The sequence below is a fragment of the Proteus appendicitidis genome (assembly GCF_030271835.1).
In the GTDB taxonomy this organism is placed as follows: Bacteria; Pseudomonadota; Gammaproteobacteria; order Enterobacterales; family Enterobacteriaceae; genus Proteus; species Proteus appendicitidis.
In genome coordinates, this window is the sequence record NZ_CP127389.1 from 1783376 (window position 1) to 1804055 (window position 20680).

Consider the following 20680-nt stretch of genomic DNA (forward strand, 5'->3'; position numbering starts at 1 on the left):
GCTCCATTTTTGGAGCGTCTTTCTTTCAGCCCGTTTATCTTTTTCAACGCTTGTATTATGAGACAATAAAATTTCTGATTGAGGTGCTTATTGTGAATTCCAATCAAGTATTCGTTTCTTTAAAAACAAATAAACTCGCCCAATTAGCTAAAAAAGGGTTAACATTTGGGTTAATGTTATTCACTTTATTTGGGCCAGCAGCAATCACAGGCGGTATATTAAAACGAGTAAGTAGCAAACCGTTACGTTGGCTGGTTCTATTGATAGCTGAACCTATTATCAAAGCAGGGTTTAATAAGCTATCGCGTCAAATGTCTTGGGAGAAACATGAAACGCCTACAAAATGAACTTACCGCTTTTATTAATCGTGGTGTTGATAGACATCTTCGTTTGGCCGTAACGGGATTAAGTCGAAGCGGTAAAACTGCATTTATTACTTCTTTAGTTAATCAACTTATTAATGTGCATACAGGCGCACGTTTACCGCTGTTCTCGGCTGCACGAAATAAGCAACTACTAGGTGTAAAACGTATTCCTCAACACAATTTAAATATTCCTCGTTTTACTTATGATGAGGGAATGGAATCTCTTTATCATACACCGCCAAGTTGGCCTATTCCTACGAAAGGGGTCAGCGAAATTCGTTTACAACTACGTTATCGTTCTAATGAATCTTTAACTCGTTTTATAAAAGAAACATCTTCTCTTTATTTAGAAATTGTTGATTATCCCGGAGAATGGCTATTAGATTTACCTATGCTCGAACAAGACTATTTTGAATGGTCAGAGCAAATGAATAAGATAAATCGCCAAAGAACGTCACCAGAACAACATTGGCAATTACTGCTTAAAAAATGTGATCCTTTTGCGCCAGCTGATGAAACATTATTAGCTGATATTGCCTCCGCTTACACTGACTATTTATTAGCATGTAAAGACGAAGGGCTTCATTTTATTCAGCCTGGGCGTTTTGTATTACCGGGTGAATTAGCTGGAGCGCCCGTTTTGCAGTTTTTCCCATGGGTTGATTTACAAAAATACGATATTGCTAAATTAAAGAACGCAGATAAACGTACTAATATTGGTATGTTAAAACAGCGCTATGAATATTATGGGCAGCATGTTGTAAAAGGTTTTTATCGTGATCATTTCCAAGGGTTTGATCGACAAATTGTTTTGGTTGATTGTCTACAACCTTTAAATCAAGGTGCAGATGTTTTTAATGATATGCGCCAAGCATTAACACAATTAATGCGCAGTTTTCATTATGGAAAAAGAACCTTACTTAGACGCTTATTCTCGCCTTGTATCGATAAACTTCTATTTGCGGCCACAAAAGCCGACCATATCACGGTTGATCAACATGAAAATTTAGTGTCATTGCTTCAACAGCTTATTCAAGATGCTAAACAAAATGCTATTTTTGAAGGGATCAGTATTGATTGCATGGGACTCGCTTCTATTGCGGCAACTAAAAGCGGGATAGTTGATCATCATGGCGAAAAAATACCAGCCTTAAAAGGTTTTCGTTTAAGTGATAACACTCCATTGGTGTATTTTCCCGGTGAGGTTCCTAAGCGATTACCTGAAAAAACATTTTGGGAAAAACAAGGATTTAGTTTCGAATCTTTTAGACCGCAGCAAATATCAAGAGATAGCGCGGTTCCTCATATTCGTATGGATAGTGCAATGGAGTTCTTGTTAGGGGATAAATTAAAATGACGGAACCATTAAAATCGCGAATTGATTTTAAAGAACCGATACTTCAAGAAGAAATCACCTTGAAAAAAGGTGTTGGTTTTAATGAAAATGAGCAATTTTTGCCTATTGATCCACAATTGGATGAAGAGAATGAAGGGCAATTAGAAGGCGATGTTCAATCAATTTTAAAACCGAAAAAAAGTCTCTGGAAATGTTTATTAACGATTGCAAGTACCATTTTAGGGATCAGTGTTATTGCCCAAACCGGACAGTGGATTTATGACTCATGGGTAAATTCTGACTGGATTGCGTTGGGTGCAGCCAGTGCGGGCGGGTTAATCGTTATTGCTGGTATTGGATCAGTGATAACAGAGTGGTGTCGCATTTATCGTTTACGCCAACGCGCAGATGAAAGAGATAAAGCAAAAGAGTTACTTTATAGCCATGCAATGGGGAATGGGCGACCATTTTGTGAAAAACTCGCAAAACAAGCGGGTATTAGCTCACAACACCCTGCATTGATTCGTTGGCAAAGTGCATTACACGACACCCATAATGACAAAGAAGTATTAGAACTTTATAGTCAACTTGTTCAACCTATTTTGGATAAACAAGCTAAAGCTGAAATTAGTCGTTCTGCAGCAGAGTCAACTTTAATGATTGCTGTCAGCCCGCTGGCAATGGTTGATATGGCCTTTATTGGCTGGCGTAATATTCGTTTAATTAATCGTATTGCAGAAATTTACGGCATCGAATTAGGCTACTATAGTCGTTTAAAACTCTTTCGCCTTGTTCTAGTCAATATTGCATTTGCGGGTGCAACAGAGCTGGTTAGAGAAGTCGGAATGGACTGGCTTTCACAAGATCTTGCAGCACGATTATCGACAAGAGCGGCTCAAGGCATTGGAGCTGGTTTATTAACGGCACGCTTAGGAATAAAAGCCATGGAATTATGCCGTCCTTTACCATGGATTGATGATAATAAACCTAAGCTAGGCGATTTTAGAAAAGAGCTAATTGGAAAATTAAAAAATACTATTGGTAGTAAAAAGAAAGAATAAATTATTTTTCACCTCTTAATTGTTTTAAATAAAAGCCGTAGAAGCCATTCTGCGGTTTTTTTATATAAATATTGGCAAGGTGTTGTTTATATAAAATAGCCAAAACAATGAAGATGATAAGATATTATTTTAAAATAAGGAACAAAATGCTATAAAATGTTTTTATGATTTTTACTACTAATTAATGTAATCATTTTAAAATAAAACTATCGTGATAAAAAACTATAAAAAGAGTCAGTTCACACAAAAAAACAAGGGTGTTGTAACTGTTTGTATGTAAAGGTTTATATGTGTCTCTCTAGTGAAATGTTTGTAATTTTAATCAAAATATTCCTTTTTTGAAAGAAAATAGTATTGAGTTTGGTTTAATAAATAGCGTTAAATGTCACCGCAGAAATGTATCATAGACCTATTTGGTCAATATATTTTCAACTATCTAATTTGTAAGCTATTCGTTATTTAATAAATAGAGACGGTTTTTTATTTATAAAAAATAGAAAATAGTTAATCAATAATTATTCTAACAAGGTTAAAAAATGAAAGAAATGCAAATTTCAGTAATAAAGAAACTCTCTAAACCAAGGCGTAAACTCTATCTGAGTTCGGCATTTAATGTTTCAAATATTGATAACCAACTCAGTATTTTAATCCCTATTCTTAGTGAGACGATCGGAGAGATTAAAAAGAGACAATATCAAAAGCAGCCTAAGTCATTTCAAATAAAAGAGATATCCCAATTTTTTGAATATCTGGCTGAGCCAGATAAGAAAGAAAAGGCAATAAAGGCGTTAGAGTATCTCCTTTTTTGTTTTGATAATGGATGTAAAACTATCAAAAAGGTGATCCGTCGAGAATTAAGCCCTTTGGTAAAAGATGTCGAATATCTTATCGATTTTGAATTAAAAAAAATAATAAAAACCTCTTCATTTTCGTTATTCAGCATTTTTAAAGCATAAATAATTTTGGTTAAAAATTAGGAGATTAATTTAGTTGTGTAAAAATAAATGCTAGTGGTGTCAACCTTTGCTGACAAGCCTCTTTATTTCGTTGATATTTATGTATAATATCTAGAATTAGTTCAGGGTCACTCAGTATTAAGAAGGTTTATAATGCGTTTAGAGGTCACTTGTGAAGATCGCATCGGGTTAACCCGTGAATTATTAGATCTGCTTGTATTAAAAAATATTGATTTGCGTGGAATTGAAATATTCCCAATTGGTCTTATTTACCTGAATTTCTCACAGATAGATTTTAATATATTTCAACCGCTTATGGCGGAAATACGTCGAATAAATGGTGTTATTGATGTACGAACTGTTGCATTTATGCCATCAGAGCAAGAACATCGTGCAATTTGGACATTATTAGAATCTGTTCCTGTTCCTGTTTTTTCTATTGATACCAAGGGTAAGGTTAAATTACTTAACCCTGCGACAAGACAGCTTTTTGGTTTATCTCCAGATGATTATGCTGAGAAAACATTTAACCAATTGATCCCAAATTTTAATATTCATCGTTTTTTAGAACAAAAAGAGCACTTTATTCAAAAGGTGCCTATTACTGTGAAAAAACAGAACTTTGAAATGGAAATAGTCCCAATTAAACTGACCGACGATAACCAATATAATCATTGCGTTGGGGCTTTTGTTTTACTGAAATATAATGAAATTATTTATAATTATCCTAAATTAGCCACTAACGATCAAAGTGGGTTTGACCAAATTATTGCCGTAACACCTAAAATGAAGCAGCTTATTACTCGCGCAAAGAAAATGGCAATAATGCATGATCCATTGTTATTAGTGGGTGAAACCGGCACAGGAAAAGATTTATTAGCCAAAGCCTGCCATTTACTGAGTAGCCGTTTAAGATATCCATTTCTTGGCTTAAATTGCGCTTCAATGCCTGATGATGTTGTTGAAAGTGAATTATTTGGCTATGCAGCAGGTGCTTATCCTAATGCCATTGAAGGGAAAAAGGGCTTTTTTGAGCAAGCCAATGGTGGCACTGTTTTACTTGATGAAATTGGTGAAATGTCACCACAAATGCAGATCAAACTTCTACGCTTTTTAAATGATGGTACGTTTCGCAGAGTGGGTGAAGAAGAAGAAGTTAATGTAGATGTGCGTATTATTTGTGCTACTCAGAAAAATTTGTGGGAATTGGTACAAAAAGGATTGTTTAGAGAAGATCTTTATTACCGCTTGAACGTATTAACATTAACATTACCGCCATTAAGGGAAAGAAAGGACGATATAATTCCGTTGGCAACTCATTTTATTAATCAGTACTGCCAAGAACAAAAAGTGAGTGTACCGTCCATTTCTAGTGATTTCTCAAATTGTTTAATGCAATATTCTTGGCCGGGTAATATTCGTCAATTACGGAATACGGTTTATCAAGCAATGGCACAGTTAGTTGGAAATACATTGCGTGTTCAAGATATTACGTTACCTGAGCATACGGATGAAACATTATTTGATGAGAACTTATTAGAAGGCTCGTTAGATGAAATGACAAAACGCTTTGAAGCTTCGATTTTAACGCGTTTATACCGTGATTATCCTAGTACACGTAAATTAGCGAAACGCTTAGGTATTTCACATACTGCTATTGCGAATAAGTTAAGAGAATATAATCTTACGAATAAAAAGAGTGATAAGTCTGAAGAATAATTGAGTAGTAAGATTTTGTGCATAATAAAAATAGACGAGCTAATACTCGTCTATTTTTTTATCAGTATTATTTCAGTGCTTTTAACGCATCATCATAATTAGGTTCAGTTGTAATTTCATCAACCAACTGAGTGTAGATAACCTTGTTATTTTCATCTAAAACAACCACAGCTCGGCTTGTTAAGCCAGCTAATGGACCTGATGTAATTGCAACACCGTAGTTTTCTTTAAATTCAGCGCCACGCATTGTAGATAATGTCACAACGTTATCTAAGCCTTCTGCACCACAAAAACGCGCTTGAGCAAAAGGTAAATCAGCTGAAATACATAAAACAACCGTGTTATTTAATTCATTTGCAACTTTGTTAAATTGGCGAACACTTGCAGCACAAACACCAGTATCTACACTTGGAAAAATGTTTAGAACTTTACGTTTACCTGCAAAATTCGCTAAAGAAACATCATTAAGATCTTTACCAACAAGAGAAAAATCTGCAGCTGTTTGACCTACTGTTGGGAAATTACCCGATAGTGCTACTGCATTTCCTTGTAAAGTAACTTGATGTGCCATTGTTGTTCTCCTTTATTAGTTGTCAGACTAACCGTTATTAATACTCATTATTAACGATAATTACCGTTAATGCTTAACCATTATTAAAATTTGCCACTATTGGCATAGTCACCACTAAAAACATAAAAATTTATAAAATATTTGTAATCAGTGATTGTGCCTTTTTATCAGGCTCTTATAATTGTGCAGTTTACTCTCATACAGATTACAGGACGAAACAGACATGCGCAAAATATTCGTCATCTCATGTGCACTTGTCGTTCAAGGATTACTCACATCGCAGATAAATGCGGCAGTAGTCCCAGCAGGAACGATACTCGATAAAAAGCAAGAAGTCGTGCGACATTTAAAAGATGAGCCAGCATCACTTGATCCTATTAATGCCGTAGGGTTAACAGAAGCTCAAGTGCAACGTGATTTATTTGAAGGGTTGACGATAGAAGATGAGCATGGACGCCCCATTCCGGGTGTTGCTCAAAGTTGGCGTACAGAAGATAATCGTGTGTGGATCTTCACTTTACGTGATAATGCAAAATGGTCTAATGGTGAAAAAGTAACAGCAATGGATTTTGTCTATAGCTGGCAAAGACTGGTTGATCCTAAAAATCTTTCACCTTTTGCATGGTATGCATCACTTGCATCTATTGAAAATGCACAAAAAATTATTGATGGCAAATTTAAACCAACATCATTAGGTGTAGAAGCGATAGATGAAAAGACACTAAAAGTCACTTTAGAACGACCCGTTTCTTATTTTCCAAATTTGACGACTAACTTTTCGTTATATCCTGTACCACATCATAGTATTGAAAAATATGGTGCTGAATGGGTTAAGGTTGGCAATTTAGTTGGAAATGGAGCTTTTGTTTTAAAAGATAGAGTCGTTAATGAGAAGATCGTATTAACGCCAAATCCTTATTATTGGGATCATAAAAATACAGTATTAACCAAAGTCACTTTTGTGCCGATTAATCATGAATCACATGCGACTAAGCGTTATTTAGCGGGTGATATTGATATTACAGAGTCATTCCCGAAAAATTTATATCATAAATTAATGAAAGATATTCCTAATGAGGTTTATATTCCTGACCAGTTAGGGACTTATTATTATGCTTTTAATACCCAATCAGGGCCAACAAAAGATATTCGTGTACGTAAAGCGTTATCGATGGCAATAGATAGAAACATTATCACTGATAAAGTATTAGGAACAGGGGAGAAATCAGCAAATCGTTTTACACCTGATGTAACGGCGGGCTTTACCCCAGAACCTACAATTTATGATGAATACAATCAAGATGAATTAGATAGCCAGGCTAAGATCTTATTAGCGGCTGCGGGATATGGCCCTCATAATCCATTAACGCTCTCATTGCTATACAATAATTCAGAGAATCATCAGAAAATTGCTATTGCCGTTGCTTCTATGTGGAAGAAAAAGTTAGGTGTGAAAGTTGAATTACGCAATCAGGAATGGAAAACATATATTGATAGCCGAAATTCGGGAGATTTTGATGTTATAAGAGCATCGTGGGTTGGCGATTATAACGAGCCTTCTACTTTTTTAAGCTTATTAGGTTCTAAACACGCTGGTAATATCGCTAAATATCAGAATAAGCAATATGATGAGATATTAACATTATCTGGCATGACTATTGATACAAATGAAAGAAATAGTCTGTATAACCGCGCTGAGCAAATTATTGCTGAAGATGCACCAATCGCGCCTATTTATCAATACACAAATGGACGCTTGATAAAACCGTGGTTAAAAGGTTATCCCATTGAGAATCCAGAAGATGTTGCTTATAGCCATACGCTTTATATTCTGAAGCATTAATGTAAAAACTAAATTAGAAGCTTAAAATTAAGCCAATATGAAAATTTTAATTTAGCAACAGATCATTAAGCATAAACTATACCTCAAAGTTAAAATCGACTTTGGGGTATTTTTTTATTCGAACATCAATAGTAAAAATAGAGTTTTCGGAATATATAAGTTGATATACTACTGTTAGTCGAAAAGCTAAGAAAAAGCAAGAAAATAAAAGAGGTTATAACAAAGCGTATAAATAAAAAAGAACCCCTTTTATAAAAAGGGGCGTAGCAAAATAAAGCAGGGTGATTTCTTGTCTAAATATAAATTATATTGTTAATGCTTTCTTTGCACGCTTTTTATTGTATCTAACTGTTACAGTTATTAATAAAATATTTATAACAAAAAAAATCCCTCTGTTATAAAAACAGAAGGAGACTCAAAAGGAATAAACATTGCAGGAGATATGTTAATACATTTTTATGGTATTGTTTTGACTAATTGTGCAATGTGCTTAATGTTAAATATTATACCTTATTTTATTTATAGATATAAACACGTAGTTATAATCAAGTCTAATGTATTTATTGTGGCATTTGATAAACGCACAATCAGAATTATCTATTTGTTTTTCTTTATTGTTAAGTTAAATTACGGATTATCAATAATTATTAAAAAATCGTTTAAAAACGGAATCCTAGAGATAATTGTAAAGCACTTAATTCGATATGCCGCTTATTTGCCGTGGTATCAGAATAAAGGTAGCCCAAGCTAAATGAGATATTCTTAACAGGATTATAATCGATGCCAACTTGACCAATTACACTTGTTGTCTTAACAATGTGGGTATCTGTTGTATTTATTTCAGGGTGATATTTATCTTCTTGATGTTTTAATTTATTAGGACCCATTTGAGCATAAACAGAAATTTCAGGTGTTATTCTATAAGTAGGACCGATTAATAGGGCAGTGGTTTTAGTTCGGTATTTTGTCATTGAAGGTATGGTAAAACGAGGTTCAATAAAATATTCTTTATGGTTTCCATTTAAACTCAGTAGAGAAATTAATATTCCCCAAGCATTTTCTGTTTCATAACGATAACTGATTATTTCTCCTTTTGCAGTGTCACCTTTTATTTTGCCATAAATATAGCCACCAGATAGGGTATGTGTCTTATCATAGGCATGTAATGTAGAGGAATAAGATAAAGCTAAGCTAATTAAAATAAGGGCTAATTTATTCATTATAGAGTTTCTATGTTGATGTGTAGAACACTATTTTTAGTAAAATAAATGTTGATTTCAATATTAATTGATTGAAATTACTCTTAAAAAAAGTTTGAGTGCTTATTTTTAAACTCAATAAAAAATCAAACTATTATAAATAGCTAATTATTAAATAGCATGAAAATTATTAATCAGTTTAATATTGGTACAATTGGTACAATGACAAGAAATTATTTAAATAGGAGGGAGTGGAAACTGAGCGTAATAAGTGGAAATACTCACAATAAGCTTGAATACCTATTGTGAGTCAGATTTGAGTGCGATGTTCTATTTTTTATCTACAACTTCCACCAACGTATATTTCACACTTGATGCATCTGCTGGCGGGTTAGGAATATCTGTAACATTAACTTTTAATGTGTATTCAGTGCCTGGTTTATATTCAAAACCATCAATATTTTGATAGAACAGGGACCATTCGCCAGCAGGTAGCTCTTTCACCTTCATACACTTCATTGGCGCGACACCAACACAATCATACAGTTGTGAATCCACTAGAAGTGTTTTTATTGTTCCCGTAGATGATGTTGTATTGGCACTTTCAGTTGAAGTTGCATCATTGCATCCAGCCAAAAGCAAAAATAAAGGAATAGCGATAAATTTTTTCATATTGAGAACCTTATTTTTAGGGTGCAATAAATGTATTAAAGAATATTTAGTATACACCAGTTAGATAGTTATTATAAATTATAGTAGGTAACTTTTTACCTACAAATAAAATAAGTTACCTACTGTTGTTCTAAGTATTAATATACTAGCGTAACTATCAGCATTTAATTTAGTGCAATAATCCTAAAGTAATAAAGATAATTAGAGGTTATAGATAAATTAAACAAAAATAGTCTTGATATACAGTTAACTAGAAAAAAGTATAGAATAACGGTTCAAAACATAGCGTTATAAAATGAAGGTAGATTAATCATATTTGACAGTTGAGTATTGAATTCAAGTATTACTTTTAAAGCAAAAGTTATGGAGGAAGCTAAGTGAAAACAATTAATGACTCTGTTATACAAGATTCAGATGCTATTTATACAGCACAGCTTAATGGGCATGGCGGATCAACAGAAATCACAGCAGAGAGTGTTGCAACAAATGAAAATCCCTATTGGGTGCATTTAGATTACCGCAAGCCACAAAGCGCACAATGGATACAAGAAACAGAATTACTTCCACCTATTGCTAAAGATATATTACTTGCAGAGAACGTCAGACCAAAAGCACAACGCATTGGCGAAGGTGTCGTCATCAACTTGCAAACAATTAATAATAATCCTAATGATCGACCAGATGAGCTTGTTGCTTTTAGAATTTATATTAACAGTCAAACAATTGTTTCAAGCCGCCATCGCCGAGTCAATTCTGTAGATTCGGTTATTCATACTTTAGAACTCGGTAATGGACCTGAAAATAGCGGCGATTGGCTAATTACCATGGCTGATGCAGTCACTGATGAAATAGGTGAATTTGTTGAGACGCTACATGACCAATTAATTGAATTGGAAGATATGATCCTCGATCAACAAATACCAGCAAGAGGTGAACTTGCATTATTAAGAAAACAGTTAATTGTTTTACGTCGTTATATGGCACCTCAACGAGATGTATTCTCAAGACTCTCTATTGAAAAATTACCGTGGATGAGTGATAGCGATAGAGTCACGATGTTAGAAATCTCAGAAAGACTTTCTCGACGTTTAGAAGATTTGGACAGTAGTATTTCTCGTACTGCGGTGATTGCAGATGAAATAACATCCATGATGGCTGATGCGATGAATAGACGTACTTATACTATGTCGCTAATGGCAATGTTATTTTTACCAACAACATTTCTAACAGGACTATTTGGTGTCAATTTAGGCGGAATACCTGGAAATGAATTTCCTTATGGTTTTACCATTTTTTGTTTATCTCTCTTTATTTTGATTGTGATTGTTACTTGGTGGTTAAAGCGTAGTAGGTGGTTGTAAAATTTCAGCAAATTAATCGTAACTAAATGGATTTAAAAAAGAATTCTCTAACCCTGTTTGAGATATATCAATTTTTTAAAATAGAACATCTGGCATTATAACTCTCGCAGGTGAATACAACGTTGAGCGATGAACGTTGTGCTCCATAATTGTAGTTTTTCTCATATTGAGTTCTTAATACAGAATAATTGACCATTATTACACCGATGTTTATTAACATCGGTTTTTTTTTGCTCAAATTAATTATTGGCGATTATTTAGTCATAAAAATCCTAAGCCCTGAATGCAAGGCTTAGGATATAGTGCATTATTTCACTTCAACAATATCGAGCTTATTTTGGCTAAAGTCAGGACGTTCATCATCTTCTTCTTGGAACATAACTGGAACGGCTGGAATATCATCTTTATCAAAAGCTAAGTCGCCACCATTAATGACTTCATCACCATGTTTGATATTAGCAAAATCAAATAATTGAGTATCACATAAGTGTGATGGAACAATATTTTGTGTTGCTCTAAACATGGTTTCAATACGACCAGGGTAACGCTTATCCCAATCTCTTAGCATCTCTTTAATCACTTGACGTTGGAGATTAGGCTGGGAGCCACAAAGATTACAAGGAATAATTGGAAACTGTTTTGCTTGTGCAAAACGCTCAATATCTTTTTCACGAGCGTAAGCAAGAGGGCGAATAACGATTTGTTTGCCATCGTCACTCATTAATTTCGGTGGCATACCTTTAAGTTTTCCACCATAAAACATATTTAAGAATAATGTTTCTAAAATATCATCACGATGGTGCCCTAAAGCAATTTTAGTTGCGCCAAGTTCTGTCGCTGTGCGATATAAAATACCACGACGTAAACGTGAGCATAAAGAGCAGGTTGTTTTACCTTCAGGAATAATATCTTTAACGATCCCATAGGTATTCTCTTCAACAATTTTATATTCCACACCAAGCTCATTTAAATACTCAGGTAAAATATGCTCAGGGAATCCGGGTTGTTTTTGGTCTAAATTGACTGCAACAAGTGAAAAGTTAATTGGCGCACTTTTTTGCAGATTCATTAAGATAGAAAGTAGCGTGTAGCTATCTTTACCACCAGAAAGGCAGACCATGATTTTGTCGCCGTCTTCAATCATATTAAAGTCAGCGATAGCTTGCCCAACATCACGGCGTAAGCGTTTTTGTAGTTTGTTGAAATTATACTGCTCTTTTGGGATGCTCATTTTTTACGGTTCTATATCGTTGCTGATTATTCTGTAACTTGCTAACCAAGGCTTTGTTCTTCGCTGTTCTGAGACCTTAACAATATGATAAATCAATAAAATATCTTATAGGCTCCAATAATCAGTTGTGTGCAAAACAAAGTTATTTATGGCAAGAAAATTGATAAGTCGCCAATGATACCAGATGGTAGGGTAGTTTCGATATAGATAACTATAGTTAAGCGATTTCAAGGCAGTAAAAAAGTAAGAAGTTATAGCCTTATATAAACTGAATAAGGCTATAAACTTTTTGTATCACGCGGTGATTATTAATCGGCATAGACCTTAATCTTAATAAGATATTGTTGGTAGTTCACGTAAAATAGAATTTTTTCTACGTTCAGCGGTCAATTGTGACAATTCATTATCAGAGACAAAAATTAAGGCATTTTGAGGACAAAATTCAACACAAGCAGGTCCTTGTTCTCTATGATTGCATAAATCACATTTAACGATATCAATGTGAAACTGCTGACCAAGATCTAAACAAGAAGTAGGTACGGAATGCGCCTTTTTCTCAAGTTCAATAGCGCCAAAGGGACAAGCTAAAAGACAAGCTCTGCATCCAATGCAATTTTCAGGATGAGTTTCGACAAAATTTTCACCACGCACTAATGCTTTTGTCTGGCAAGCTTGGGCGCAGGGAGCATCTTCACATTGATGGCAAACAGAAGCTGTAAATTGATGCATTAATTTAATAATGCGGATCCTCGGATGAAAATTCTTTTTATTGAGAAAATCATTCCCATCTTTTTCTGATGTATGACCGACTGAACAAACAACCTCACATGTCTTACAGCCAATACATTTTTTAGAGTCAATAACAATTTGGCTATTCATCTCAATACCTATTTATAGGGTTATATAATTTATAATATAATGAGTGGCGGTTTATTTTAATAATATTAATCAAAATTATCTCTAATAAATAAGGTTAAATAATAACAATTAAATAAAAAAGAATTTTTAAGCTTAACTCAAATGAGAATGAATAGTATTTAATAAAATAATAGATATAAGATTTTATAATATACGTAAATAATCTTAGATGAAAAAACGGCAATCTTATTTCGATTGCCGCTTCTTTTAATGGATATTTTTTTATTAAAAATTATGATGATAATGTGGCTAATTTAGTCGCGAATCCCATAAAGAAAAGCCCGATAACACCATTACCTAATTTAGCGATATTTTTACGGGAGCCAAAGAAACGAGCAAGGGCTACGCCACCAAATATTAGAAAAGAGAGATAGATAAAACTAAATGCTTCAAGCATGGAAGCGAGGATTAAATAAGATAATCCAGTATGTGCATAATTAAAATCAATAAATTGAACAAAAAATGAAATATAAAATAAAATCGCTTTAGGATTGGTTAGACTTAATGTAAGTGCTTTTCTAAAAACGTGTTTCTGTACCGTTGTTGTTTGTTCTGAATGTACTTTTTTGGAGAAAAAAGTTGCGTGGATAATTTTTATTCCCAAATAGAGAAGATAAAAAGCACCTAAAAAACGAACAATAGTAAAGAGTACAGGAGAGGCTTTGATAACAGATGCAACCCCAATAAAGGCGAGAAAAATTAAAATAGCATCACCTAAGAACACACCAAATGCAGCACGATACCCATCGCGAACACCACCAGATGCACTTGTTTTTAGCACATAGAGCGTATTCGGACCTGGAACAAGGATAATAAAAAACATGCCTGCAAGGTATGTCCAGATATTGAGTACACCAAATTGTTCAAGCCACACGTTAACCCCCAATCCTACTTTCTCTGCATTACTTAATGAATTGCTATTATATAAAGAGAATCCGCATTATTTAAACGTATATTTTTATCGATATTGAGAATAAATTTTTGATATTTACTGCCTACAGTGTAAAAAACAAGCCTTTTTTATCATTTAAAGATGAATATTGCCTGAAACACCAGAAGACTTCGTAAAAATAGTAGAAGCAAACTATCCAGAGCAACAAAAAAGTATTAATTACCTTTTATCTGAAAGCATAAACCCAATCGATGATGTAAATGTGTTTATACAAAAAGCAAAGCTATTTACTCATTGGTTAGAAATTGAGTGTTTAAAGAAAGATAAAGAGGATAGCCTGAAAAGCTAAGATGGTTTTTATTGTTTTAAAGAAGCATTTTTCGTATGTAAAGAATCTAGATCTCTTAAGTTAACTAGATTATATTTATCTGTGTTTTTATACAGTATCTTGTGTTATTTAATTACGGTAAGGAAAATGTGATGTTAAAAGTGATTGCCGAAGATTTTATTAAAACAGAAGCGATAGATACTGTTTTACCTCTTTATCGCGAACTTGTTGAAGCGACTAAGAAAGAGCCTCTGTGTATTAGCTATAATTTATATGTTGATGAAAAAGATCCAGGTCACTTTGTCTTTGTCGAACAATGGCCTGATCATGCTGCGCTTGATGTGCATTGTGCTAGTGAACATTTTCAGCGATTAGTCCCGATGATTAATGCATATAAAAAAGCAGAGCCTAAATTTTTACTTATGGCAGATGCTTTTGATGAAAAACAAGAGTAATAAAATTCGGTTCATTTATAATGGGCGCACTAAATAATAAGAAGTAAAACAAGAGAGAAGGTGATGTTAGCGAAGTATATATCTCAAATTGTTAACCAAGAAGATAGCTATCAAATTTTAAGTACCCAGAATTTTTTGGATAACTTAACAGAAATAACCAGAGCAACTCATACTTGGTTATTTCCTGATGGTGTCATCTTGAAATGCACAGAAGAGATAGAAACAGAACACTATGATAATGACGCTCAATGTCCTGAACATTGGATCACTTGGGAAATTGTAGAGTCAAATAACAAGCTAATTTCTCCTTGTAGAAAAGAATTTTTTAATTTATGCCAGCAAAGTTTTTGGTTAAAAATGCAACTTGCTAATAATACATAAAAGAAAAAACACTTTATAAGATATGGGTTACCGTTTCTAAATTTAAGTTAATAAATAATATTTTTAATAGGTCACGTTATGTGACCTTTTTAGTTTTTATAAAATATAAATAATATAAAAATTAATTAACTTATCTGAAATTTAATGCTTTTTATTTTTCTTTATTTGAATGTAACCCTTTATTGTCAATGTTTATTTAAAACAATATATTTATTGTTTTCATATTGAAAATAAACCGTTCATCTATTTTTTAATTTGATTTATTATTTTAAGTGAGGTTTAAGTTCAATAATATTGAATTAATTGTAATTTAAATTATATTTCTTTCTTAGTCTTATATTCTTAATTAAAAAATAATATCGAGATATTTAATGAAAAATAAATTGTTTATTTCAATCACAGCTATTCTATCATCAATGATGACATTTAATGCATCCGCTACATTAAAAAACACATTGTCTCTAGGCTATGCACAAAGCCAGATAAAAGTAGATAGCGATAAGGTAGATGAAGATCCTAAAGGATTTAATATTAAGTATGATCGTAAGATAGATAATGGTTTGGGGATTATAGGCTCGTTTTCTTATAATAATAAAAGATATAATTGCTATGATAAGAATGATAAAAGTACAGGGCATGCTGATGTAAATTATTATTTATTTTCAGGCGGACCAAGTTATCGTTTTAATGAATATATTAATGCCTATGGTTTAATCGGTACCAGTGTTTTTAATGTTAATTATAAAATTCCTGATACTGAACAGCATGAAAGCAAAGTATCTATAAGTTATGGATTAGGTTTGCAAATTAATCCAATCCCAAACGTAGCAATTGATGCATCTTATGAATACTCAAAATTAGATGATATGAAATTTGGTACTTGGGTATTAGGTGTGGGTTACCGTTTCTAATTTTCAGCTAATAAATAATATTTTTAAAAGGTCACGGTATGTGGCCTTTTTGTGAATACAAATGTAAATGCATCACTATATGTAGGATATTCATGTAGGATATTCACTTATCAAAGCGTATTAAATATACATTAAATGTGTGCTTTTTATTTGGGATGCTTGACTGTTAATAAAGGACCTTTAAGATACCCATATTTTATGTAGAGGAAATTATGTTAACTATAATAAAAGCAGAACCTTCACACTATGATGAAATGATTGCAGTTTGGGAGTCTTCAGTTAGAGCAACGCATGCCTTTCTATCAGAAGATATCATCTTATCGCTTAAAAAGGATATTGTAGAACAGTATTTCCCTATGCTTAATACTTATATTGCGATAGACAATAATAATGTTATTCATGGGATTTTAGGCACAGCAGAAAATAAGTTAGAAATGCTTTTTGTCGATGCGAATTCTAGAGGGTATGGCTGTGGTAAATTACTTACAACTTTTGCGATAAATACACTGCATATTGATGAATTAGATGTAAATGAGCAAAATCCTCAAGCAATTGGCTTTTATCTTCATATTGGATTTGAGCAAATAGGGCGTTCAGAATTAGATGGGCAAGGTAATCCTTTTCCACTGTTACATTTAAGATTAAATAAAAGTAAGTACAAATACTAAATATAAGTACCAAATAAAGAAATATTAAAGATACAAAATAGAGGGGGAAGTGAAGATTATCTCTATTTATCTTGTATAAATAATAATTATCCACTCAAGTTTGATTTATATCGTGATAAACCCCCTGCTTTAATGAAATAATTTTTTCATAATTAAATAGATCTAACACAACAGTGGAATAGCTATGAAAAAAAACTTAGTTGTTATTTTATCTTTATTTTTACTACCTGCTTGCTCTGAATCACAAGAAAATAAAGTTATTGAATATTGTATGGATACATTAAGTGTCTATAGCCATGTGAGTAAAGACCAATGTTTGTGTTTTTATAATGAAGCAAGTAATAAATTTTCTTCAACTGAAATAGATAGAATGGTCAAATCACCACCAATAAAACAAGACAGTACACTCACAAGAGAGGGCACGATGTTTTTAACTATTGCTCATTCATCTAAATGCTTTGAGTAACAGATATTACACGCAATAAGTGACTTTTATTCATTTTATTTCAGAGCGAAATAAAAAAATCACCTGCTAAAATATAAGCAGGTGAAGATAAAAGTGATTATGATTTCCAAATAATATGGAACATAGGCTGTAGTGGATCGCGACTAATTAGGACTCGACCAAAAATATCATCAATATCGGAATCATCGTCTGGAGCAAGACCAATAATTACTTCGCTAAAACGGGCTGGTGTGACAGGCTGGCCAACAATAAATTGCCAATCATTACCTAATGGAACCACTTCCGCTGCGCCCCTTTCTTCAAATTGCAGGTTAAACAATAATTGGTCTGCAACATCTAAATTATCAGCTGCTTGGGCTAAAAATAGATCATAAGCTTGTTCTAGAGCATCGTCTTCACTGATTAAAGTTGGTTCATTCATGGTAATGCCTGTCTATTGTTCCAATAATTATCGTGTTATTTGTATCGCATTTTTACTAATTTAGCACAGTTATTTATTGCCAGTTCTTAGTAGTCTATTGATTATAACATTTCTGTTATAACAGAGGGCTAAAGAAATAGCAGATACGCTCTAATACACGATTGAAGAATGGTCGTTTTTCCCATTCATCGATGGTTAGCTCTGTTGAGCGGGCAATATAATCATATTGAACAATGCTTAAGTCACTACCAAAACCTTCATCATCAATGACAACTGTAATTTCAAAGTTTAACCATAAACTACGCATATCAAGGTTAACTGAACCTACCATACTGAGTTGTCCATCAACCATCACGCTTTTAGTGTGTAATAAACCATCTTCAAATTGGAATATTTTTACACCAGATTCGAGCATTTCTGTAAAGAATGAACGGCTTGCCCAACGTACCAAGAAAGAGTCATTACTGCGAGGAACAATAATACTTACATTAACACCTCGCATTGCAGCGGTTGAGATTGCATGGGCAAGATCATCGCTAGGCACAAAATAAGGCGTTGTCAGTACCAATTCTTTTCTTGCAGAGTAAATGGCTGTAATAAGTGACTGCTGGATTAGCTCATCAGGAAATCCAGGACCTGAGGCGATGACTTGTGTTGTATGACCGCTTTCTTGTTCACAAGGCATAATATTATCATCAGGTGGAGGGGGTAAATGACGTTCACCTGTTTCCATTTCCCAGTCAAAGGCATAAATCATACCTAATGTAGTTGATACAGGACCTTCCATTCTTACCATAATATCAATCCATTGACCAACACCGGAATCTTGCTTGAAATAACGAGGATCGACCATATTCATGCTTCCTGTGTAGGAAATATAATTGTCGATCAATACGATTTTTCGATGTTGGCGTAAATCCATGCGGCGTAAGAAGAAACGGAATAAGTTAACATGCAGTGATTCAACAAATTCAATACCTGCAGCTCTCATTACCTTTGGGCCATTAGTACGGAAGAAATTCCAACTACCCGCAGAGTCAACCATGACTCGACATTTTACACCGCGTTTAGCGGCTCTGATTAAGGCGTCGGTTACTTCATCGACTAAACCACCTGATTGCCAAATATAGAAGACCATTTCAATATTATCACGCGCATTATTAATATCGCGTGTAATTGAATTTAGTGAATCTTCACAGGTGGTTAAAAGTTCAATTTTGTTACCTTTAACACCTTTAATACCTTGGCGTTTAGCGGTTAACTGGAAAAGAGGAGTAGCAATATCACTCGTACTTGTAGCAAAGATATGTTTACATTTCCTCAATTCTTCGAGCCACGCAACAACAGAAGGCCACATCTGTTTAGCATGTTCAACGCGTCGTTTCCCTAGGTGTAATTCACCAAAAGCAAAATACGCAATAACCCCAACTAATGGCAGAATATAGATGATCAATAACCATGTCATTGTTGATGTAACGGGTCGTCGATGCATTAGGACACGAAATGTGACCCCCGCAATTAATAGCCAATAGAAGAAAAAGGTTAGCCAACTTAATACAGTATAAAATGTTGTCATAGTAGAGCTATTTTCCGTTGAAAATGAATTGCATGGATAAGCTAAAGGCAATTTACTAAAAATAGTCGATTATTTTTGTTATTTGCCGAATGTTGCTATTAAATCAGGATTATTATCTCTGTCAAATCTCTTTCTTAAGAGATAAGCATTAAATAAGTAATAAGATACAACTCTTTATTCATTTTTTCTCTGTGAGAAATGCTGAAATAATGGATGAAATTCAAGCAAATCATAAATCACCCCTTGGATCACAAAATGAACGTCTTATAATAGTCCACTTATTCGAAAAAATAGGTGCTGATAGCATGAGACACAGTAGGACTGAAGTAGCTCGTTGGCGGATGATGAGACAAGCTATACGTAAACGACGTCGATGGTTAGAAGGGCAATCTCGTCGTAATTTCCGAATTTATAAACTGCGTAAACTTGATACTTCTAGAAAACATAGAGCACTTTTATTTGTACAACACATAGAATGGAACTCATAATTTCACTTTTTAACAGTTAATATCAATCATTTTACTAAACGTTATTGAATATGATTGCTATTTGCATTTAAACTAGGGGCATTATTTTTTCTTTAGGTGAAATAAGATCAGTTATGCGTTGGAAGCTTTGGGTATTCATATCGCTTTGTCTACATGCCTCACTTGTTGCGGCTGCGATGTTATATGTTGTAGAAGATAAGCCAGTTACACCGGAGCCTATCTCTATACAGATGTTGGCATTTGCAGCAGACGAGCCTGCAGGTGAACCAGAACCAGTGGTTGAAGAAGTTACTCCTCCAGAACCGGAACCGGTTGTTGAGCCAGAACCCGAGCCAGAACCTATTCCTGATGTAAAACCTATTATCGAAAAACCAATAGAGAAAAAACCAGAACCAAAACCTAAGCCTAAGCCAAAACCAGTGGACAAACCGAAACCGCCTGTTGAGCGACCACAACCTTTAGTTGTTAATAAAGGTAATGATCTCAAAAATCTTAACCCGACAGCTAAGCCAAGTGATAAAGGCGATGAAAAACCAGTTGCAGTGGCAAGCAGTGGTGAAGGCAGAGTACCAAATGTATTACGCCAAGGTTTACCTGAATATCCTCCGCGAGCAAAAGCTGTGGGTATTGAAGGGTCTATAAAAGTTCGTTTTGATGTTGATGCTGATGGACGCGTAGATAATGTAGAAATACTTTCTGCTGATCCTAAGAATGTATTTGAGAGAGATGTTAAAAGAGCGATGCGCCAATGGCGTTATGAAAAAATTCCTTATAAAGGAAAAGTGATCCTCATTGAGTTCAAAATGACAGGGATATCAGCAAGCTAATTTTTATAAAGTTAGCGGTTAAACAAAGCGATATC

General features: G+C 33.9%; 23 protein-coding genes. 15 read left to right on the forward strand and 8 right to left on the reverse strand.

The annotated features are described in order from the left end of the window. Positions 1-92 precede the first annotated feature (92 nt). From QQS39_RS08375 to tyrR, 5 genes are all read left to right on the forward strand, one after another. A complete protein-coding gene (locus QQS39_RS08375) occupies positions 93-347 on the forward strand; it encodes a phage shock protein PspD (protein WP_265576286.1) in 255 nt (84 codons plus the stop codon). After that, entirely contained in the window at positions 328-1722 is a 1395-nt protein-coding gene (locus QQS39_RS08380; protein ID WP_285805737.1) for a YcjX family GTP-binding protein, read from the forward strand. Before QQS39_RS08375 ends, QQS39_RS08380 begins: the two co-directional genes overlap by 20 nt. Beyond that, entirely contained in the window at positions 1719-2762 is a 1044-nt protein-coding gene (locus tag QQS39_RS08385; protein ID WP_285805738.1) for a YcjF family protein, read from the forward strand. The genes QQS39_RS08380 and QQS39_RS08385 overlap by 4 nt, the downstream gene beginning before the upstream one ends. Before the next feature lie 536 nt (positions 2763-3298). Then, complete coding sequence (locus tag QQS39_RS08390) at positions 3299-3718, forward strand: hypothetical protein (RefSeq protein WP_265576287.1); 420 nt, start codon at positions 3299-3301, stop codon at positions 3716-3718. A 153-nt stretch (positions 3719-3871) separates the two neighbouring features. Next, on the forward strand, positions 3872-5437 hold the full coding sequence (gene tyrR / locus QQS39_RS08395) for a transcriptional regulator TyrR (RefSeq protein ID WP_151434998.1): 1566 nt from the start codon (positions 3872-3874) through the stop codon (positions 5435-5437). A 67-nt stretch (positions 5438-5504) separates the two neighbouring features. Here the strand turns inward: tyrR and tpx are convergent, their stop codons facing one another. Continuing rightward, positions 5505-6008, reverse strand: coding sequence for a thiol peroxidase (gene tpx / locus QQS39_RS08400; RefSeq protein ID WP_285805739.1), 504 nt, complete (start codon positions 6006-6008; stop codon positions 5505-5507). A gap of 223 nt (positions 6009-6231) precedes the next feature. On the opposite strand from tpx, the gene QQS39_RS08405 reads away from it, so the two are divergent. Beyond that, positions 6232-7851 carry a peptide ABC transporter substrate-binding protein gene (locus QQS39_RS08405; RefSeq protein ID WP_285805740.1) on the forward strand — a complete coding sequence of 540 codons (1620 nt, stop codon included), beginning with the start codon at positions 6232-6234 and terminating at the stop codon, positions 7849-7851. Positions 7852-8510: 659 nt separating this feature from the next. On the opposite strand, the gene QQS39_RS08410 is transcribed toward QQS39_RS08405, so the two are convergent. Together QQS39_RS08410 and QQS39_RS08415 are read right to left on the reverse strand one after the other, a co-directional pair. After that, positions 8511-9071 carry an outer membrane beta-barrel protein gene (locus QQS39_RS08410; RefSeq protein ID WP_285805741.1) on the reverse strand — a complete coding sequence of 187 codons (561 nt, stop codon included), beginning with the start codon at positions 9069-9071 and terminating at the stop codon, positions 8511-8513. 309 nt (positions 9072-9380) lie between these two features. After that, positions 9381-9722, reverse strand: coding sequence for a DUF4377 domain-containing protein (locus tag QQS39_RS08415; protein WP_151435002.1), 342 nt, complete (start codon positions 9720-9722; stop codon positions 9381-9383). A gap of 377 nt (positions 9723-10099) precedes the next feature. Here QQS39_RS08415 and zntB point away from each other — a divergent pair, with 377 nt between their 5' ends. After that, positions 10100-11083 (forward strand): zinc transporter ZntB, encoded by a 984-nt coding sequence (gene zntB / locus QQS39_RS08420; RefSeq protein ID WP_285805742.1) that lies wholly within the window; start codon positions 10100-10102, stop codon positions 11081-11083. 307 nt (positions 11084-11390) lie between these two features. On the opposite strand, the gene ttcA is transcribed toward zntB, so the two are convergent. The 3 genes from ttcA to leuE form a co-directional block, all read right to left on the reverse strand. Next, complete coding sequence (gene ttcA, locus QQS39_RS08425; RefSeq protein ID WP_151435004.1) at positions 11391-12314, reverse strand: tRNA 2-thiocytidine(32) synthetase TtcA; 924 nt, start codon at positions 12312-12314, stop codon at positions 11391-11393. A 330-nt stretch (positions 12315-12644) separates the two neighbouring features. Further along, positions 12645-13193: a 4Fe-4S dicluster domain-containing protein gene (locus QQS39_RS08430; RefSeq protein WP_285805743.1), complete on the reverse strand. Its 549-nt coding sequence runs from the start codon at positions 13191-13193 to the stop codon at positions 12645-12647. Between the two features lie 271 nt (positions 13194-13464). Further along, positions 13465-14055, reverse strand: a complete 591-nt coding sequence (gene leuE, locus QQS39_RS08435; RefSeq protein ID WP_265576322.1) for a leucine efflux protein LeuE — start codon at positions 14053-14055, stop codon at positions 13465-13467. Positions 14056-14272: 217 nt separating this feature from the next. Between leuE and QQS39_RS08440 the strand changes: the two genes are divergently transcribed. The 6 genes from QQS39_RS08440 to QQS39_RS08465 all read left to right on the forward strand — a co-directional run bounded on the left by QQS39_RS08440 (position 14273) and on the right by QQS39_RS08465 (position 17333). After that, positions 14273-14473 (forward strand): hypothetical protein, encoded by a 201-nt coding sequence (locus QQS39_RS08440; protein ID WP_285805744.1) that lies wholly within the window; start codon positions 14273-14275, stop codon positions 14471-14473. Positions 14474-14604: 131 nt separating this feature from the next. Continuing rightward, entirely contained in the window at positions 14605-14907 is a 303-nt protein-coding gene (locus QQS39_RS08445; protein WP_285805745.1) for a putative quinol monooxygenase, read from the forward strand. Between the two features lie 63 nt (positions 14908-14970). Then, positions 14971-15288 carry a hypothetical protein gene (locus QQS39_RS08450; protein WP_151435009.1) on the forward strand — a complete coding sequence of 106 codons (318 nt, stop codon included), beginning with the start codon at positions 14971-14973 and terminating at the stop codon, positions 15286-15288. 371 nt (positions 15289-15659) lie between these two features. Continuing rightward, on the forward strand, positions 15660-16199 hold the full coding sequence (locus QQS39_RS08455; RefSeq protein WP_196734311.1) for an Ail/Lom family outer membrane beta-barrel protein: 540 nt from the start codon (positions 15660-15662) through the stop codon (positions 16197-16199). Between the two features lie 212 nt (positions 16200-16411). Further along, positions 16412-16867 carry a GNAT family N-acetyltransferase gene (locus QQS39_RS08460; protein WP_285805746.1) on the forward strand — a complete coding sequence of 152 codons (456 nt, stop codon included), beginning with the start codon at positions 16412-16414 and terminating at the stop codon, positions 16865-16867. Between the two features lie 184 nt (positions 16868-17051). Further along, positions 17052-17333, forward strand: a complete 282-nt coding sequence (locus tag QQS39_RS08465) for a hypothetical protein (RefSeq protein ID WP_151435012.1) — start codon at positions 17052-17054, stop codon at positions 17331-17333. Positions 17334-17430: 97 nt separating this feature from the next. Here the strand turns inward: QQS39_RS08465 and QQS39_RS08470 are convergent, their stop codons facing one another. Together QQS39_RS08470 and cls are read right to left on the reverse strand one after the other, a co-directional pair. Further along, positions 17431-17760 carry an HI1450 family dsDNA-mimic protein gene (locus QQS39_RS08470; RefSeq protein ID WP_409282945.1) on the reverse strand — a complete coding sequence of 110 codons (330 nt, stop codon included), beginning with the start codon at positions 17758-17760 and terminating at the stop codon, positions 17431-17433. A gap of 109 nt (positions 17761-17869) precedes the next feature. Beyond that, positions 17870-19330, reverse strand: coding sequence for a cardiolipin synthase (cls, locus tag QQS39_RS08475; RefSeq protein ID WP_151435014.1), 1461 nt, complete (start codon positions 19328-19330; stop codon positions 17870-17872). Between the two features lie 305 nt (positions 19331-19635). On the opposite strand from cls, the gene QQS39_RS08480 reads away from it, so the two are divergent. Together QQS39_RS08480 and tonB are read left to right on the forward strand one after the other, a co-directional pair. Beyond that, complete coding sequence (locus tag QQS39_RS08480; protein ID WP_036913581.1) at positions 19636-19818, forward strand: YciY family protein; 183 nt, start codon at positions 19636-19638, stop codon at positions 19816-19818. A gap of 113 nt (positions 19819-19931) precedes the next feature. Further along, on the forward strand, positions 19932-20645 hold the full coding sequence (tonB, locus tag QQS39_RS08485) for a TonB system transport protein TonB (RefSeq protein WP_196571172.1): 714 nt from the start codon (positions 19932-19934) through the stop codon (positions 20643-20645). The last annotated feature ends 35 nt before the right edge of the window (positions 20646-20680 follow it).

Coding starts and splice junctions, on each gene's coding strand:
- QQS39_RS08380 (WP_285805737.1), top strand. CDS start 328: ATGAAACGCCTACAAAATGAACTTACCGCTTTTATTAATCGTGGTGTT.
- QQS39_RS08385 (WP_285805738.1), top strand. CDS start 1,719: ATGACGGAACCATTAAAATCGCGAATTGATTTTAAAGAACCGATACTT.
- QQS39_RS08390 (WP_265576287.1), top strand. CDS start 3,299: ATGAAAGAAATGCAAATTTCAGTAATAAAGAAACTCTCTAAACCAAGG.
- tyrR (WP_151434998.1), top strand. CDS start 3,872: ATGCGTTTAGAGGTCACTTGTGAAGATCGCATCGGGTTAACCCGTGAA.
- tpx (WP_285805739.1), bottom strand. CDS start 6,008: ATGGCACATCAAGTTACTTTACAAGGAAATGCAGTAGCACTATCGGGT.
- QQS39_RS08405 (WP_285805740.1), top strand. CDS start 6,232: ATGCGCAAAATATTCGTCATCTCATGTGCACTTGTCGTTCAAGGATTA.
- QQS39_RS08410 (WP_285805741.1), bottom strand. CDS start 9,071: ATGAATAAATTAGCCCTTATTTTAATTAGCTTAGCTTTATCTTATTCC.
- QQS39_RS08415 (WP_151435002.1), bottom strand. CDS start 9,722: ATGAAAAAATTTATCGCTATTCCTTTATTTTTGCTTTTGGCTGGATGC.
- ttcA (WP_151435004.1), bottom strand. CDS start 12,314: ATGAGCATCCCAAAAGAGCAGTATAATTTCAACAAACTACAAAAACGC.
- QQS39_RS08430 (WP_285805743.1), bottom strand. CDS start 13,193: ATGAATAGCCAAATTGTTATTGACTCTAAAAAATGTATTGGCTGTAAG.
- leuE (WP_265576322.1), bottom strand. CDS start 14,055: ATGTTTTTTATTATCCTTGTTCCAGGTCCGAATACGCTCTATGTGCTA.
- QQS39_RS08445 (WP_285805745.1), top strand. CDS start 14,605: ATGTTAAAAGTGATTGCCGAAGATTTTATTAAAACAGAAGCGATAGAT.
- QQS39_RS08450 (WP_151435009.1), top strand. CDS start 14,971: ATGTTAGCGAAGTATATATCTCAAATTGTTAACCAAGAAGATAGCTAT.
- QQS39_RS08455 (WP_196734311.1), top strand. CDS start 15,660: ATGAAAAATAAATTGTTTATTTCAATCACAGCTATTCTATCATCAATG.
- QQS39_RS08460 (WP_285805746.1), top strand. CDS start 16,412: ATGTTAACTATAATAAAAGCAGAACCTTCACACTATGATGAAATGATT.
- QQS39_RS08465 (WP_151435012.1), top strand. CDS start 17,052: ATGAAAAAAAACTTAGTTGTTATTTTATCTTTATTTTTACTACCTGCT.
- cls (WP_151435014.1), bottom strand. CDS start 19,330: ATGACAACATTTTATACTGTATTAAGTTGGCTAACCTTTTTCTTCTAT.
- QQS39_RS08480 (WP_036913581.1), top strand. CDS start 19,636: ATGAGACACAGTAGGACTGAAGTAGCTCGTTGGCGGATGATGAGACAA.
- tonB (WP_196571172.1), top strand. CDS start 19,932: ATGCGTTGGAAGCTTTGGGTATTCATATCGCTTTGTCTACATGCCTCA.